The 15453-nt window shown below is 66.7% G+C and carries 14 protein-coding genes; 4 read left to right on the top strand and 10 right to left on the bottom strand.

Going from position 1 to position 15453, the window contains the following annotated elements:
* Positions 1 to 162 precede the first annotated feature (162 nt).
* From HN018_RS07285 to HN018_RS07275, 3 genes are all read left to right on the top strand, one after another.
* On the top strand, positions 163 to 1659 hold the full coding sequence (locus HN018_RS07285; protein ID WP_171834862.1) for an alpha,alpha-trehalose-phosphate synthase (UDP-forming): 1497 nt from the start codon (positions 163 to 165) through the stop codon (positions 1657 to 1659).
* 684 nt (positions 1660 to 2343) lie between these two features.
* Positions 2344 to 4143, top strand: coding sequence for an ABC-F family ATP-binding cassette domain-containing protein (locus HN018_RS07280; RefSeq protein WP_171834861.1), 1800 nt, complete (start codon positions 2344 to 2346; stop codon positions 4141 to 4143).
* Positions 4144 to 4702: 559 nt separating this feature from the next.
* A complete protein-coding gene (locus HN018_RS07275; protein ID WP_171834860.1) occupies positions 4703 to 5437 on the top strand; it encodes a glycoside hydrolase family 16 protein in 735 nt (244 codons plus the stop codon).
* A gap of 35 nt (positions 5438 to 5472) precedes the next feature.
* Here HN018_RS07275 and HN018_RS07270 read toward each other — a convergent pair whose 3' ends face one another.
* From HN018_RS07270 to HN018_RS07230, 9 genes are all read right to left on the bottom strand, one after another.
* Positions 5473 to 6729 (bottom strand): MSMEG_0569 family flavin-dependent oxidoreductase, encoded by a 1257-nt coding sequence (locus HN018_RS07270; protein WP_171834859.1) that lies wholly within the window; start codon positions 6727 to 6729, stop codon positions 5473 to 5475.
* Complete coding sequence (locus tag HN018_RS07265; RefSeq protein ID WP_171834858.1) at positions 6726 to 7055, bottom strand: MSMEG_0570 family nitrogen starvation response protein; 330 nt, start codon at positions 7053 to 7055, stop codon at positions 6726 to 6728. Before HN018_RS07265 ends, HN018_RS07270 begins: the two co-directional genes overlap by 4 nt.
* Positions 7048 to 8205 carry an MSMEG_0565 family glycosyltransferase gene (locus HN018_RS07260; RefSeq protein WP_171834857.1) on the bottom strand — a complete coding sequence of 386 codons (1158 nt, stop codon included), beginning with the start codon at positions 8203 to 8205 and terminating at the stop codon, positions 7048 to 7050. The genes HN018_RS07265 and HN018_RS07260 overlap by 8 nt, the downstream gene beginning before the upstream one ends.
* Entirely contained in the window at positions 8202 to 9191 is a 990-nt protein-coding gene (locus tag HN018_RS07255) for a sll0787 family AIR synthase-like protein (protein ID WP_171834856.1), read from the bottom strand. The genes HN018_RS07260 and HN018_RS07255 overlap by 4 nt, the downstream gene beginning before the upstream one ends.
* On the bottom strand, positions 9191 to 9754 hold the full coding sequence (locus HN018_RS07250; RefSeq protein WP_171834855.1) for an MSMEG_0567/Sll0786 family nitrogen starvation N-acetyltransferase: 564 nt from the start codon (positions 9752 to 9754) through the stop codon (positions 9191 to 9193). The genes HN018_RS07255 and HN018_RS07250 overlap by 1 nt, the downstream gene beginning before the upstream one ends.
* Positions 9755 to 9758: 4 nt before the next feature.
* A complete protein-coding gene (locus HN018_RS07245) occupies positions 9759 to 10871 on the bottom strand; it encodes an MSMEG_0568 family radical SAM protein (RefSeq protein WP_171834854.1) in 1113 nt (370 codons plus the stop codon).
* 40 nt (positions 10872 to 10911) lie between these two features.
* Positions 10912 to 11844: a Nit6803 family nitrilase gene (locus HN018_RS07240; protein WP_171834853.1), complete on the bottom strand. Its 933-nt coding sequence runs from the start codon at positions 11842 to 11844 to the stop codon at positions 10912 to 10914.
* A 5-nt stretch (positions 11845 to 11849) separates the two neighbouring features.
* Positions 11850 to 12332, bottom strand: a complete 483-nt coding sequence (locus HN018_RS07235) for an MSMEG_0572/Sll0783 family nitrogen starvation response protein (RefSeq protein WP_171834852.1) — start codon at positions 12330 to 12332, stop codon at positions 11850 to 11852.
* 276 nt (positions 12333 to 12608) lie between these two features.
* The gene (locus HN018_RS07230) at positions 12609 to 14012 is read right to left on the bottom strand and encodes an aminotransferase-like domain-containing protein (protein ID WP_171835014.1); all 1404 of its coding nucleotides are present in this window, start codon (positions 14010 to 14012) and stop codon (positions 12609 to 12611) included.
* 15 nt (positions 14013 to 14027) lie between these two features.
* Between HN018_RS07230 and HN018_RS07225 the strand changes: the two genes are divergently transcribed.
* Positions 14028 to 14234 carry a hypothetical protein gene (locus HN018_RS07225; RefSeq protein WP_171834851.1) on the top strand — a complete coding sequence of 69 codons (207 nt, stop codon included), beginning with the start codon at positions 14028 to 14030 and terminating at the stop codon, positions 14232 to 14234.
* A gap of 132 nt (positions 14235 to 14366) precedes the next feature.
* On the opposite strand, the gene HN018_RS07220 is transcribed toward HN018_RS07225, so the two are convergent.
* Positions 14367 to 15383 (bottom strand): Gfo/Idh/MocA family protein, encoded by a 1017-nt coding sequence (locus HN018_RS07220; protein ID WP_171834850.1) that lies wholly within the window; start codon positions 15381 to 15383, stop codon positions 14367 to 14369.
* Positions 15384 to 15453 lie beyond the last annotated feature (70 nt).

Genomic DNA, 15453 nt, shown 5'->3' with positions numbered 1-15453 from the left:
GAGACGTATTGACTGGCCACGATCCGTGCAACTTGTTAATTGTTCGTCAGTTGAACTTTACCAGCCCGGTGTATCCAGGAACGTGCTGGACAGACCAGGCTAGTTGCGGCGCATGTGTAACATCCGAGCGCGAGCCGTCTGTTTCGACGCGGGGAGTGGCAAATGAGCAGACTGGTCGTTGTATCGAACAGAGTATCAATCCCGACCGGAGACGCGAAGGCTGGTGGTCTCGCGGTTGCGCTGAACGACCTGATGGAGCGCCAGGGCGGGCTCTGGTTCGGCTGGAGCGGCCATACCTCGACCGGATCCGCGACAACGACCCCTGCCCTGGTGCAGCATGGCGCCGTCGATTACGCCACCGTCGATCTGACTCCCGAAGAGCTCGAGCTCTATTATAACAACTTCTCGAACGGCACGTTGTGGCCGTTAATGCACTCGCTTCCCGAGCAGATGAATTTCGACCGCCGGAGCCTTCAGGGGTATCGCGCGGTCAACATGCGCCTTGCAGATGTGCTGGTGCCGCTGTTGCGCTCGACCGACACCATCTGGGTCCATGACTACCACCTGCTGGCGATGGCGGCGTCGTTGCGCGCGCGCAACGTCACCTGCCCGATCGGTTTCTTCCTTCACACGCCGTTTCCGAGCCCGGACATGCTGTCCAGCGTGCCGGAAGCGTCGCAGTTCATCCGCGACCTGCTCTCCGCCGACCTGCTGGGCTTCCAGACCGCGAACGATGCGGAGAATTTCGCGGCATCGGCACAGCGCATCGCCGGCGCCGCGCGGCTGGCCGGTGGCGGGCTGCAGCTCGGCAACCGCCAGATCCGCGTCGGAGCGTTCCCGGTCGAGATCGACCCGCATGATTTCGCCGAGATGGCGGAGCAGGCGCATGGCAACGCCGAGACAGCGCGCCTGCGTCGCAGCCTCGACGGCCAGAGCCTTATCCTCGGTGTCGACCGCATGGACCCGACCAAGGGCCTGCGTCATCGCCTGGCTGGCTATCGTCGCTTGCTGGAGACCCGCAACCAGTGGTCCAGGCAGACGACGTTCCTGCAGATCGCCGCGGCCAGCCGGCAGGATGTCGATGCCTACCAGACATTGCGCGACGACCTCGAAGGGTCCGCCGGCGCGATCAACGCGACGCTCGGCGAGGCCGACTGGACCCCGATCCGGCTGATCAGCCGTGGTGTCGGCCGCGACGCGATCGCCGGCTTCATGCGTGAGGCGCGGATCGGGTTGGTGACGCCGTTGCGTGACGGCATGAACCTGGTCGCCAAGGAATATGTCGCGGCCCAGGATCCCGACGATCCCGGCGTGCTGGTCCTCTCGAAGTTCGCAGGCGCGGCTCGTCAGCTCGGTGCGGCGATCCTGGTGAACCCGGTCGATCCCGACGAGATCGCCGATGCTCTCGATCTGGCGCTGCGCATGAGCAGGCCGGAGCGGCAGGACCGGTGGAAGGCGTGCTGGGAAGCGATCAAGGACGCCTCGGCGCTCGGCTGGGGCAGGTCGTTCGTCTCGGCGCTGTCACGGGCCGGAACCGAAGTACCTCGTCCCGCCCGTCCCGCGCGGACGATCCCGGAACCGTCGATCGAACGCCGCACCGGCACCGGCAACGACATCCGGATGGTGTCGACGCAGCCGCCGTCGCGCACGGTGAACTGACTGCGAACGGACGGGCGCGCAGCCTGGGGAAGCTACCCGGGCAGCGCGCCCGCTGCCGTTTGGACAATGCTTCTATGCCGGCCATAGCCTGTTTGATTCTCGTCCGTTCCGGGAAGCAGTCCGTCCCTCGATCGCTAATTGGCCGTCAGGCCTGGTAGCAGTTCCGGAAGCCGTATCCTGCGTCTGACGGGCTTGTGCGCGGTCCGGGTCGCCCTTGGTAGGCCGCTCCCTGCGCCGCAGCGAGGAGGCCTGGTGCTTCCCATCGCGGCTGTGGCGAGCAGGGATCGATCTACGGCATGCGATCATTGGGTTTCGGGCGTCGCCATGGCGGCTCTGGATACGGCGGCGACGGGCACGGGTTCGGTCCGTGCCAGGTCGGCGGCGATGCCCCCGCGCAGACGCCATAATGAACCGGGTTGGTCCAGGGCGATGCGACACAACGCCGCTGCCGCCGACGGGCCGTTCCCGGCGCGCGACGCCATTCCGTTACCAAGACTGCGGCGGACAACAACCAGAACCTCTCCAGCGCGCTTTAGACCCTCTACGCAGCCCCGTCCGACCCGAACAAAACCGCAGCGGGCACGACGGTCCGCCGGCAACCTGCGAAGATCGAGAGCACGACGCAGGCGACACCCGCACCTCGTTCGAGTTGCATGGCGTGGCGCCATCGGCGAGAACCCGCGGATGGCGCCACCTCTGCTTCTTCTCCAGGACATCACTCTCACGCTCGGCGGCAAGCCGCTGCTGGACGGCGCCGGCTTCGGCGTGTCGCCCGGCGAGCGCCTCTGCCTCGTCGGACGCAACGGCTCGGGCAAGTCGACCCTGCTGCGGATCGCGGCGGGTGAGCTGCAGTCGGACTCCGGCAAGCGCTTCCTGCAGCCGGGCACGACCGTCCGCTACCTCGCCCAGGAGCCCGACCTCTCGGGCTTCAAGACCACGCTGGACTACGTGCTCGGCGGCCTCGGCCCCAACGACGAGGAACATCGCGCACCGGCGCTGCTGTCCGAGCTCGGACTGACCGGCTCGGAAGATCCCAAGCGCCTGTCCGGCGGAGAGGCGCGGCGTGCGGCGCTGGCACGGGCCCTGGCACCCTCCCCCGACCTGCTGCTGCTCGACGAGCCGACCAACCATCTCGACATGCCGGCGATCGAATGGCTCGAGCGCGAGCTGACCTCGCTGCAGTCTGCGATGGTGATCATCAGCCATGACCGCCGCCTGCTGGAAACGCTGTCGCGCAGCGTGGTCTGGCTCGATCGCGGCACCACCCGGCGGCTCGACCAGGGCTTTGCCCGCTTCGAGAGCTGGCGCGAGGAGGTGCTGGACCAGGAGGAGCGCGATGCCCACAAGCTCGACCGCCAGATCGCCCGCGAGGAGGACTGGATCCGCCATGGTGTCAGCGGCCGGCGCAAGCGCAACGTCAGGCGCGTCGGCGAGCTGGCGGCACTGCGCCAGACCCGGCAGGACACCATCCATAATCCGCAGGGGCTGAAGCTCGAGGCCAGCGGCACCGGCTTGTCCGGCAAGCTGGTGGCGGTCGCCGAGGGTATGTCGAAATCGTACGGCGACCGGCCGATCGTGCAGGATCTCGACCTGCGCGTGCTGCGCGGCGACCGTCTCGGCATCGTCGGCTCGAACGGCGCCGGCAAGAGCACGTTGCTGCGGTTGCTGACCGGGCTGGACAAGCCCGACAGCGGCAAGATCAACGTCGGCAAGAGCCTGTCCGTCGTGACCCTGGACCAGCAGCGCCAGAGCCTCGACGCGAATACCACCCTGTCCGACACGCTGACCGGCGGCGGCGGCGACACCGTGCTGGTCGGCACCGAGAAGCGGCACGTCATCGGCTACATGAAGGACTTCCTGTTCCGTCCGGAGCAGGCGCGCACCCCTGTCGGCGTGCTGTCCGGCGGCGAGCGCGGACGGTTGATGCTGGCCTGCGCCCTGGCGCGGCCATCCAACCTGTTGGTGCTCGACGAACCGACCAACGACCTCGACCTGGAGACGCTCGACCTGCTGCAGGACATGCTGGCGGCGTACCCCGGTACCGTCCTGCTGGTCAGCCATGACCGCGACTTCCTGGACCGTGTCGCGACCTCGGTTCTGGCCGCGGCCGGTGGCGGGCGCTGGACCGAATATGCCGGCGGCTACAGCGACATGGTCGCCCAGGGCGGCGGTCTTGCCGGAAGCTCCGGCGCGCCGGCCAAGCGTGGGAACACCCCAGGCACCCGTTCCGACAAGTCGCAGCCACGCAAGATGTCGTTCAAGGACAAGCATGCGCTGGCGCAGTTGCCGGGCGAGATCGCGGCCCACGAGGCGGAGATCTGGCGGCTCCGGAGCGTGCTCGCCGACGCAAACCTCTATCGCCGCGACCCCACCACCTTCGCCGCGGCGACCGATCTGCTGACCCGTACCGAGGCGCTGCTCACGGCGGCAGAGGAGCGCTGGCTCCAGCTGGAGACGATGCGCGAGGCACTCGGTACGGCCTGATCGCGACAGAGCCCGACACCGGCCATTAGGTGGGCGGTGTCGGGCTCACGCCTGCTGCATGAGGATCTATCCGGCATCGACATTCGTTGCCGATGCGTATTGTTCTTCTTGCCGGTTGCAGCATACGTGGCAGCAGATCACAGTCGAACTGGATCAGATTGCAATAAGCGTTCTCATGACGTGCCAGAGAATATTTATGAGCTTAATCTCCGGAACAGCCGGAGTCGCGACAGATAATCTTTATCCGCACCACCAGAGACGGGCTTTGCGCCCCCGGGCGCCACCATAAGACGAGTGCGATCGAGACAGCGCTTGCCGATTTATGGACAGGTGCGACAAGAACACGAAGAAGAAGATTAAGCTCTGTTGCTGATACTGGCTCCATGTATCGTGATAGCTCAACTTCACCTTGAATAACCCTGTCTAGATTGACGTGCATTGCATCGGTGCATAAAGATCCCGCCAGAATTTATCTGGAGGTCATCATATGTCGACATCTCAAAAACGTTTTTCATGTTTGGCTGCGATAGTTCCTAGTGTCACACTACTGATTACGACAGTGACACCCGCCCTGGCTTTCGATCCTGCCAAGTCCGGTTATACCGAGATCCGATCTGACAACTTCAAAACCATCCCGGCGCAATGGGAAAATACGTGGTGGTATCAGAATACGGATGCGTGCGAGCAGGCATTTATTCCCAGCTCGCAGGTTCCGGGGTCGAACGGCCTGACGCTCCATATCCAGTCGCTTGAATCCATTCCTGCCTGCGCCGGGACGATGCACGATTATTCGTATGCACATCTCGATGCGTTCGGCACCGCATATTCGAACGCCTATTGGGAGGCCAGCATCAAGACCGCGCCGAAGGCGGGGACGCTGACCGCCTGGTGGCTGCTGCCGCAGAGTGGTGCATGGCCACCGGAAGTCGACATCACCGAAGTTCGCGGCGACGTCCCGAAACTAAGCTACATGACGAACCACTATAGTACGAACAACCTGGCGCAACAGTACTACTACAACTCTGCGACGCCGCTCAGTAGCGGTTACCACACCTATGGCGTCCTGCTCGATGGCAAGACCATCACTTGGTTTCTCGACGGCGTGCAACAGGGCCACGCGCCTGCACGCACGGGCGAGACCGGACCGCTGTTTCCGGTACTCAGTCTCTATACGGGAGATTGCTACGATGGATGGGCCGGTTGCCCGCAAGGCAGTGGAACCAAGCCCCTGACCGGATGGTCGGCCAACGCGTCCGTCGCATGGGTTCATGTCTGGACGAAGACTTCGAAGTAACGGCGCACCGCGACAGCGCCGAGGCAGCCGGACGGCTAAACTCGGCGTTGCTCGTGCATGCGGGTCGAAAGATACTCGGCGTCCCTGGCTACACCGGAGAACCGTCCGGATCCCCATGTGTACAGCCAGGGAAGTCCGAGAAAGAACAGGCCTGGCTGCGGCGTGACGCCACGGTGATGCGCAGGCACGCCGCGACCGTCGAACACCGGCACGTTGATCCAGCGATAGTTCGGCCGGAAGCCGATGCACCAGATCACCGCACCGATGCCGGCTTCCCGCAGATCCAGGCTGGGCAGGGACCGTTCGGGCTGCCATGCCGGGACGTAGGCAGCTTCGACCGGCGCCTCGATCCGTTCGCGCTCGATATACTGGTCGATCGATCGCTTGATGTTCTCGCTGGTGCGATCGGCATCGTCCAGGTTCGCGGCCAGGTCGTCGTTGAAGTGCGCGATCCCGTCGCCAACCAGGCTGAGGCTGCCATGCAGGCGCATCCCCTCGACCGCGAACCGACGCAGATCGATGTCACGGCCGCCGTCGCGTCCGGTGACGTAGTGGTTGGTCCTGTCGCGCACGCCTTCGCGCAGCGGATGCCGGTCGACCGAGATGTCGTAGTAGCCCATCAGATGCAGCCACTCGACCACGTCCTTGCCGCGATAGAAACGCGCGACCCGCGGGGCCGCCCCGACGCACAGATGCACCTGCCGTCCGGCCAGATGCAGGTCCTCGGCGATCTGCGCACCGGACTGGCCGGTGCCGACCACCAGCACCGCACCATCGGGCAGCGATGCACCGTTGCGATAGTCCGACGAGTGCACCTGCAGGATGCTGCTATCGAGCGCCGAAGCATACGGCGGCAGGATCGGATCGTGATACCCGCCGGTGGCGATCACCACCCGGTCCGCGGTCAGCGCGCCGGCACTGGTCCGGAGTGCAAAGCCGCCCTCCGCGCGCACCGTCAGGCCATCGACCGACACGCCGCTCCTGACCGGTGGCGAGAACGACTTTGCGAAGCCGTCGAGATAGGCGACGATCTCGTCCCTGACCATGAAGCCGTAGGGATCGTTGCCGGCATAGGGATAGCCAGGAAGCTGGCACTGCCAGTTCGGCGTCACCAGGCAGAAACTGTCCCAGCGCTCGTTCCGCCAGGTATGGCCCGGCGTCTCGCGCTCGAGCACGACATGGTCGATGCCGTCCCGGCACAGGAACCAGCTCAGAGACAGCCCGGCCTGGCCACCACCGACGATCACGACCGCCTTATGCTCGACGCCGGGGCCGGTTTCGTCGACCGTCATCTCCTGGCTCCTGCCTGGGGCGCGTTGTCGCGATGGAAGGCAAGCACGGTCACCCGCCCGTCCGGTGACGCAGGGTCATGTCCCCGGAAGCCGGCGACAAGGCGTTCGAGTTCCGCCAGTTGGCCCATCGCACGCGAGCACGGGAAACCGTATTTCTGCATGACGCGATCGCTGGCAATGGTCAGCGCAGTCCGGCTGCGGCCGATGAAATCGTCGAGCGTATAGCTGGTGCCGGGCGCAAGATGCTCCTCGATCACCAACGATGGGGAGTAGCACAGGCTTTCCGTATCGTCCGGCCAGCGCACGTTGAACTTCATCTCAGGCATGGTTCGGTTCCAGGGTTCGATCGAGTGCGGCATAGACCGGCAGATGCGCCATCGCGACACCGTTCCATCCGAACGCCGCCGCGCGTCCCGGCCCGGTTTCGTGCAGCCGGTCGCGAATTCTTGTGTCCAGCGCTTCGAGCATCGCCATCAGGATCGAGCCCGGCTCGTCCGGCGCGGCCCACAGCACATCGTCCGGCTGCAGATATTCAGTGAATGGCGCGATGTCCGACACGATCACCGGCCGGCCGCACGCCATCGCCTCGAGCACGCAAAGTCCGAACCCTTCCTCGAGCGACGGAAATGCCAGCATGTCGGCAATCCGGTAGAGCGCCGGAAGCTGATCATCCGGCATGACACCCGCCACGATCACCCGGTCCGCCACCCCGGATCGCGCCAGGGCCGTATCGAAGCGCTCCCGGTAGGGGCGATGATCCAGAAGCGTGGCGCCGCCGGCGATGACCAGCCTGGCACCCGGATAGGAGCCGGCCAGAAGCTGGAATGCCTGCAACGTGCCCAGGGTGTTCTTGCGTGGCTCGATGCCGCCCATGGCCAGGACGATCGGACCGGTTCCGACCGGCAGCCCGAGGCGCGCACGCACCGCCGCGTCATGGGGATCGGCCCGGGGCGTGAAGCGTGCGGTGTCGACGCCATTGCCGACGATGGTGGCCGTCACGCCATGGTCGTGCTGCAGCCGGTCCCGCCAGAGCCGGCTGACGACGCAGACGCGGCTGGCGGCGTGCATGCCGCGCGCCTGCCACGCGGCGAGGCGCGGGTCATCGAACCTGTCGAGATGATGCACGGTGCGGACGAAACCCTGGATACGACGCGTCCCGACCAGACCGGCCAGCGCGTTCGCGCCGATCGGATCCTGTGCATGATAAATATCGAAAGACCCGGTCGCCGGCTGTTCGAGGAAGGCCGCGATCTCGTCGATCCGGCGCGACACCATCGTGACGGTATCGATCTCCGGTTTCGCGGGAATGGTCAGCACCGCGCATCGGGGCTCGCGAAAGAAGCCCTGCCCGCCCACGTCCGGAGCGATCAGTGTCGCCTGGTGGCCGGCGTCGCAGAGCGCTTCCGCGAGCTGCATGCCATGCACCACGCCGCCGCGCGGATTGGTGGAATGCACAAGCACGGCGATCCGCGTCACGCCGCGATCCCGCCGCATCCGAGCAGGGGCATGATGGAATGATCCCAGCAGGTCTCCCGCCGTCCGTGCTGGATCAGGTCGAGCCGTGTGCCGGCCTCGCACGTGCCGATCGCCGCCGCCGCGATACCGCGCGCCGCGAACCGCGCCATGACTGCAGTCGCATCCCTGGGCGCCACCGACAGCAGCAAACCGAAGCTCGGGAAGGCTGTCAGCCAGCGCCCCAGATCGGCGCCCTCGGGCCGTGGGATGCGGTCGAGCTCGATGCTGAACCCGACCCCGGAGCATTCGGCCAGCATCAGCGCGGTGCCGGGCAACCCGCCGTTGCTGATATCCTTGGCCACCCCGCAGAGGCCGGCCTCCGCAAGCTCCGGCAGGATGTCCAGATCGCCGCGCAGCCGCTCGCCGCTGGCGCCGCGCGTGCTGGCATCCCAAAACGGATACGGGTCGTGGTAGGCGCCGCGCAGGTCGATGGCAGCGACCAGGACGTGGCCCGGCTGTGCGTCGAAACTGGTGAGCAGGCGGCTGGCGCGTCCCAGCACCGCCACCGAGAGCTGCTCGCCCTCGCTGCGCAGGTTGCTGTGCCCGCCGACGATCGGCACTCCGTAGCGCGTGCTCGCCACCGACAGCCCGTCCAGCATCGGCGCTGCCTGGGTCTGGTCCCGGCTCCAGATCGCATCGACCACGGCGATGGGGCGACCGCCCATCGCCGCGATGTCGCCAAGATTGACCATCACCCCGCAATAGCCGGCGAACCACGGCATGGCGGACACGAAGCTGTCCAGGAAGCCCTCGATCGCGAACAGCAGGAAGCCGTCGCCATCCGGGATCGCGGCGCAATCGTCACCCACGCGGACCGGCTGCGACCCGCGTGGCACACCGATGCCGAGCCGCGACGTCACCAGCCCGATATCGGCCTTGTGCGCCAGCGCCCGGCTCTGGCGGATCTCCGCGGCCAGGGACGCGACCAGCGAGGCAGCACCGTCCATCAGGCCGCCTGCGCCATCGCCCGTGCGGCAAGCGGCCGCACCATCCGCGTCTCGACCAGCCCGTGCGGCGGATAATGCGCGAGGTCCGCCTGCATCAGGTGATGCGGCAAGCCGTGCACGGTGATCTGCTCCAGCGAACGCCAGTTCATGCGCTCGAACAGGGTGACGTTCTGCACCTGCACCTGGGCCAGGAAGCGGGTGGCGCCCCTCTGGTGGGCCGTGCAGACCGCCAGCCGGATCAGTTCCGCGCCGAGCCTGCCGACCCGGCGGTGATCGGCCTGCACCGCCAGCCGCGATCCGCGCCACGAGCCCGGCTCGTCCTCGTGGATGCGCACCGCGCCGACCACGCTATGCGGGCTGCCGAGCACGCAGGTGGTGGCGACCAGCAGGATCGCATCATCGTCGATGGCGTCGCGATCGGTTCTGCTGAACACCTGCTGCTCGTCGCAGAACACCTCGTGGCGTAGGCGGAAATGCCCGTCGCGTTCCCACGCGGCCTGCGCGATCCGCACGCAGTATTGCCCGGGGATGAACGGCGCCGCCGGCTGGTCCCACATCGCCATCGGCTCAGTCCTCGTAGGCGCTGAGCGAGGAACAGGCGCCGCAACGGCCGCAGCCGGCCTTGATGTCGACCGAGCGCAAGTTCGCGTCGCGCAGCATGCGCCCCAGCGGACGCAGCACCTGGCGCATGAAGTCCGGGGTCGGCGCTGCATGATCTTCCAGCGCGGTTCCCGAGATCGGCACGAACGGCACCACGAACGGATACACGCCGAGCGCGATCAGCCGTTCCGACAGGCACAGGATTTCGTCCGGCGTGTCGCCGAGCCCGGCCAGAATGTAGGTATTGACCTGGCCACGGCCGAACACCGGCACGGCCTGCGCGAACGCATCCATGTAGCGCTCGATGCTGACCGTCGCCTTGCCCGGCATGATGCGCGCACGCACATCCTGGGTGGCGGCTTCGAGATGCATGCCGAGGCTGTCGGCACCGGCGGCTTTCAGCCGTGCATACCAGACCGGGTCGCGCGGCGGCTCGCACTGCGCCTGGATCGGCAGGTCGATCGCCGCCTTGATGGCAAACGCGCTGTCGCACAGCACCGCGGCGCCCCGATCGTCGAGATTGGGTGTGCCGGTGGTCAGCACCATGTCGCGAACGCCGTCGAGCAGGACTGCAGCCCGGGCGACCTCGGCCAGTTGCTCGGGCGTCTTGTGGGCGATGGTTCGGCCGGCTTCGAGCGACTGCCCGATCGCGCAGAACTGGCAGGCGGTGCGCTGGTCGCGGTAGCGGATGCAGGTCTGCATCACCGTCGTCGCCAGCGTGTCGCGGCCATGCAGCAGCGCGATCTTCCAGTACGGCACGCCATCGAACGTCTGCAGACCGTAGAAGCGCGGCGGCCGCGGGAAGGCGATGCGGCCGACCTCCATGCCCTCTCGCATCAGCACCGTGATGCCGTTCGGGTCCGGCGGGGCTGCGGTGAACGGCGAGGTGCGCGCCGTCGCCGTATGGATCGGCACCATCACCGTCTGGCCGGCGACGGTCACCGCCTTGTGGTCCGACGGACCGGCACCGCCGCGACGGCTTTGGCCGCCCTTGTCGCTGTCGGCCAGCTTCAGACCGAACGACTGCAGCTCGGTGATCAACTGCCGGCTGCTCATCGGCATCGAAGTCTGGATCGACATGCGCTGGCCTCTTTAAAAACGAGCCGGGTGGGCGATGCGTCTAGGCGGGCTGGATCTGCACCGGCATGGCCGGGCGCATGTCATGCTGCAGGCTCAGAAATTCGGGCCGCGCATAATGGCCGACACTGTCCATCATGCGCTTGCGCTTCACGATCAGGGACATATCGAGATCCGCTACGACCATGCCCTCGCCCTCCCGCAGCGGCGGCGCGAGCAGCACCCCCTCCGGCGACACGATCGCCGCACAGCATCCCCCACGCAGTGCCTGCTGCAAACCGGTATCCAGCGTGATCGACACGATCTGTTCGTCGGTGAGCCAGCCTGTGGCGTTGACGACGAAGCATCCCGCCTCGAGCGCATGATGGCGGATCGTTACCTCCATCTGGTCGGCGAAGATCTGGCCGACCATCGAGCCCGGAAACTGCGCGCAGTGGATTTCCTCGTGCTGCGTCATCAGGGCGTAGCGTGCGAGCGGGTTATAATGCTCCCAGCAGGCCAGCGCGCCGACACGGCCGACGGCACTCTCGACGACGCGCAGGCCGGCGCCGTCGCCCTGGCCCCACACCATGCGCTCATGGAATGTCGGCGTGATCTTGCGTCGCTTGAGCAGGATGGTGCCGTCGGCGTCGAAGATCACCTGGGTGTTGTAGAGCGAGCCGTGATCGCGCTCGTTGACGCCCAGCACGACGACCATGCCGGCGGCGCGCGCTTCCGCCGCTACCATGTCGGTAATCGGGCCAGGCACGGTAACGGCATTTTCGTAGAGCCGCATATGCTCGGCGCCCATCTTCGACGCCGGCATCACGAACGAGAAATATGGATAGTATGGCACGAACGTTTCCGGGAAGACCGCGAGCTGCACACCCTGTGCAGCCGCGTTCCGGATCGCCTGGCAGACTTTCTCCACCGTGCCGGTGCCGTTCTCCAGCACCGGCGACAACTGGATTGCGGCTGCCCTGACGATTTTTCCCATCGGCGTCAGAGCGTCCAGGTATCGAGGATGAAGGCGCCGTCGCGACGATGGATCAGCATCAGGTCGAGCACGTCCTGCGGCGCGATCGGTCGGATGCCGGGGATCAGCGCGCCCTCGCCATGGCCATACAGGGCCTGCATCGAGAAACGGCAGGCATAGACCTTGCCGCCCTCCTCCATGAACTTTGTGATCTGCTTGTTGAAGTTCTGATGACCGGGGAACGCCTCGTCGCCCAGGCGCGGAAACCCGCGCTGCACGCCGAGCGTGATGCCGGGGCCGTACAGCAGGATCGAGGTCTCGAAACCCTTGCGCTTCAGGCGTGTCGCCTGCAGCAAATTGACCAGCCCGATCGAGCCTTCGAACGCGACCGTGTGGAACGTGACGAGCGCCTTCTCGCCAGGCTTTGCCTGGACATCCTCGAACACCTTCTCCTCGTAATCGACCAGATAGTCGCCAGGCTGGTTCGGGATTTTCTCGACCTTCGGCATTGCGGCACCTCTTGGGCGTGTTCCGATCGATCGGACCGGATGGATCACAGCGAGATCGGCACGGCGCCGTCTCTGCAGACGACCATCGCAAGGCTCGTGCCAAGGGGTGCCTGGCGCCCGATCTCCATACAATGCGTCTGCACGGATCAGGCAGTGCCATACAATGTCAGACACATTGTCCAGGGGCGGCCACAAACCGAATTGATCGTTTTTCTCTGCTCAAATCCCGTGCACCGGTCGCACCAGAAGCACACGGCATGTGCATATAACGGTGCCCTAAACGACGTTGTCGTAGCCTTGCGCGCGCTTGTGTTGCATGGCGGCGGCGACCGATGTCAGTGCATCCAGCAGCGCCGGCTGATCGGCGGCTGTACCGAGTGCGATCCGTACCCGGCCAGGCGCTTTGCCCTCCACCGTGAACACGTCGCTCGGCACCAGCGCCAGTCCCTGCCGCCGGACATAGGTGACGAAATCGCTGCTGTTCCAGTGCGGCGGCAGGCGGAGCCAGACATGCAGCCCTTCCGGATGCGCGCATGGGGCAGTTCCCAGCACGGTTCGGGCGACGCGCTGCCTCGCAGCGGACTCGGCACGCACCGCGTCGAGGATCGTCCTCGCCTGGCCACCACGGATCCATTGCGTCGCCAGGCCGGTCATCAGTCCGGCCCCCATCAGCGATGTCGCCCGGATCGCGGCAGTCAGCCGCTGGGCATGATCGTAGCTGGGTGCCACCAGGAACGCCGTTCTCAATCCGGGCGACAGCACTTTCGCAAGTGTCGCCACATGGAACACCCGCGTCGGCGCCAGCTGCGCCAGGGCGGGCAGCGGGTCGGTCGGCAGCAGCCCGTACGGATCATCCTCGAGCACCATCGAATTATGCGCCTGCGCCACGGACAGGATGCGGCGGCGTCGCTCCAGCGACATCGTCGCCGTGGTCGGGTTCTGGATGTTCGGCGTGCAATAGATCAGCCTGGCGCCACTTTCGCGCAGTACCCGGTCGAGCGCGTCCGGGATCATCCCTTCCGCATCCATGCCGACCCCGGACAGGTTGAGTCCGAGCTGGGCGGCCAGCGCGCGGATGCCCGGATAGGTGAACTGCTCGGCAACGATCGCGTCGCCGGTCTTCGCCATCGTGCTGACGACCGCGAGCATGGCGCTCTGCGCACCCGGAACCAGCAGCACCTCGTCCACCGCACGCTGGCCGAGTACCGGCTTCAGCCAGGCGGCGCCGGCGGTGCGTTCCTCGGTGGTGCCGGCGGTCATGCGGTATGACATCAGCACGCCCACATCCTGCTTGCGCAGCAGCCGGCTGACGCCCTCCTGCAGCAGCCGTTGCATCGATGGCTCCGCCAGCATCGGCGGCAGGTTCATGGTGAGGTCGACCACCGCCTGGCGGTCGTCGCGCCAGCGCGCCGCGCCGACCCCGGACCGCACGAAACTGCCCCGCCCGACCGTCGCGTCGAGCAGGCCACGCCGCTTGGCCTCGTTGAAGGCGCGGGTGACTGTCGTGAGATCGACGTCCAGGGCGGTGGCCAGGCGACGTTGCGGCGGCAGCCGGTCGCCTTCGCGAAGTTCGCCCTGCCGGATCGACCGGCTCAGGGCTTCGACGATGCACAGATAGAGCGGGCCGGTCTGCCCGGTCAGATGACGCTGCCAGGAGCCGATGATGTCGTCCGTCTGCATGATATCCATTCGTGGATGATCGACACGCGCACCCGAGGTGGGCCGGACATGTCCCGCTCGGCGGCAGCGATTGTCAGGCTGAATGTCGGGGTCGCACAGCTCTGCAAGCAAGAGCGGGGCCGCGATCCCGAAGCCTCGTGGAGCGGTCCGGAGGAGAGCGGGGTTCAGGCGCGGCATGTCGGGCTACGGTCCCCGCCGCCCGGACAGCCGGTTCCGGGATGATACTGCATGGGTGTTGTTCGTTCGCAGAGCCCGGGGACTATCCGCCAACCTGCCGAACGGGCGCGCACCCTGATCAGTCGGGCGATCCCGTGCAGTCGGACGATGCCCGGGCGAGACCGTCGCCGCGACTGATCAGGCCTGCATGCCGATCAGGCCGGAGCGTTCCATGCGCCGGCGCGCCTCGGCGATGCCGTCGCCGACCGCCAAGGCGGCGGCGAGTGCCCGGCGGCCGGCGGACCCGTCGACGATCACCGGCACCCCGTCCAGGCAAGAGGCCGCGAACGCCTCGTGCTCGGCGGCCAGCGTATCGTGCTCCTGCCAGCTCACCGCCTCGCGCCGGAAGCCGCCGGTGCCGGGCAGCGGCAGGCCGCGATCCCGGCCGATCATGGTGAGCTCGCGGGCCACAAAATCCGCCGAAAGATACCCTTCCTCCGAGAACAGCCGCATCCGCCGCTCGGTCTTCAGCGAGATCCGGCTGGCGGTGATGGTGGCGACGCAGCCGTTGGCGAAACGCACCCGGGCGTTGGCGATATCCTCGTGCGCGCTGCTGACCGCGGCGCCCAGCGCGTCCACATCCTCGATCGGGCTGTCGACGATCGCCAGCACCAGGTCGAGATCATGGATCATCAGGTCCAGGATCACCGAGACGTCGGTGCCGCGCGGCTTGAACGGCGCGATCCGGGTCGCCTCGATATAGAGTGGCCGGGTGATGCGCTGGGTGATCGCCTTGTGCTCGGCGGAGTAGCGCAGCAGATGCCCGACCTGCAGCACCCGGCCCGCCTGCCCGGCGAGGGCGATCAGCCGGTCGGCCTGATCCAGGGTCGAGGCGATCGGCTTCTCGATCAGCACGTGCCGTCCGGCCCGCAATGCCGCCTCGGCCAGCGCGAAATGGGCTTCCGCCGGCGCCGCGACGATCACCGCGTCGCAGGACGCCAGCAGATCGTCCAAACCGAGTGCGGGTGCGCCGCCGGCCTCGCGTCCGACCGAGGCTGCCCGCGCCTGGTCCGGGTCGTGCACCCCCGCCAGCACCGACCGCGCCGACGCTGCCACCTTGAGTGCATGGAACCGGCCGAAATGTCCCGCGCCGACAATGCCGATGCGCAGGAGAGGTCCGGTCGCCGGTCCCGCCGGTGCCTTGGAACGTGCCATGCCTGCTCCCTGCCGTTCCGTCATTGTCCGGGCCGAAACGTCGTCGGCTGCATCAGGTGCAGTGTCAAGC

Origin of the sequence: Lichenicola cladoniae (assembly GCF_013201075.1) — a bacterium.
GTDB classification, from domain to species: Bacteria; Pseudomonadota; Alphaproteobacteria; order Acetobacterales; family Acetobacteraceae; genus Lichenicola; species Lichenicola cladoniae.
This window is presented reverse-complemented; position numbering and strand designations above follow the sequence as displayed.

Coding starts and splice junctions, on each gene's coding strand:
- HN018_RS07270 (WP_171834859.1), bottom strand. CDS start 6,729: ATGACGGTCGACGAAACCGGCCCCGGCGTCGAGCATAAGGCGGTCGTG.
- HN018_RS07285 (WP_171834862.1), top strand. CDS start 163: ATGAGCAGACTGGTCGTTGTATCGAACAGAGTATCAATCCCGACCGGA.
- HN018_RS07235 (WP_171834852.1), bottom strand. CDS start 12,332: ATGCCGAAGGTCGAGAAAATCCCGAACCAGCCTGGCGACTATCTGGTC.
- HN018_RS07240 (WP_171834853.1), bottom strand. CDS start 11,844: ATGGGAAAAATCGTCAGGGCAGCCGCAATCCAGTTGTCGCCGGTGCTG.
- HN018_RS07225 (WP_171834851.1), top strand. CDS start 14,028: ATGATCGACACGCGCACCCGAGGTGGGCCGGACATGTCCCGCTCGGCG.
- HN018_RS07265 (WP_171834858.1), bottom strand. CDS start 7,055: ATGCCTGAGATGAAGTTCAACGTGCGCTGGCCGGACGATACGGAAAGC.
- HN018_RS07245 (WP_171834854.1), bottom strand. CDS start 10,871: ATGTCGATCCAGACTTCGATGCCGATGAGCAGCCGGCAGTTGATCACC.
- HN018_RS07220 (WP_171834850.1), bottom strand. CDS start 15,383: ATGGCACGTTCCAAGGCACCGGCGGGACCGGCGACCGGACCTCTCCTG.
- HN018_RS07230 (WP_171835014.1), bottom strand. CDS start 14,012: ATGCAGACGGACGACATCATCGGCTCCTGGCAGCGTCATCTGACCGGG.
- HN018_RS07280 (WP_171834861.1), top strand. CDS start 2,344: ATGGCGCCACCTCTGCTTCTTCTCCAGGACATCACTCTCACGCTCGGC.
- HN018_RS07250 (WP_171834855.1), bottom strand. CDS start 9,754: ATGGCGATGTGGGACCAGCCGGCGGCGCCGTTCATCCCCGGGCAATAC.
- HN018_RS07255 (WP_171834856.1), bottom strand. CDS start 9,191: ATGGACGGTGCTGCCTCGCTGGTCGCGTCCCTGGCCGCGGAGATCCGC.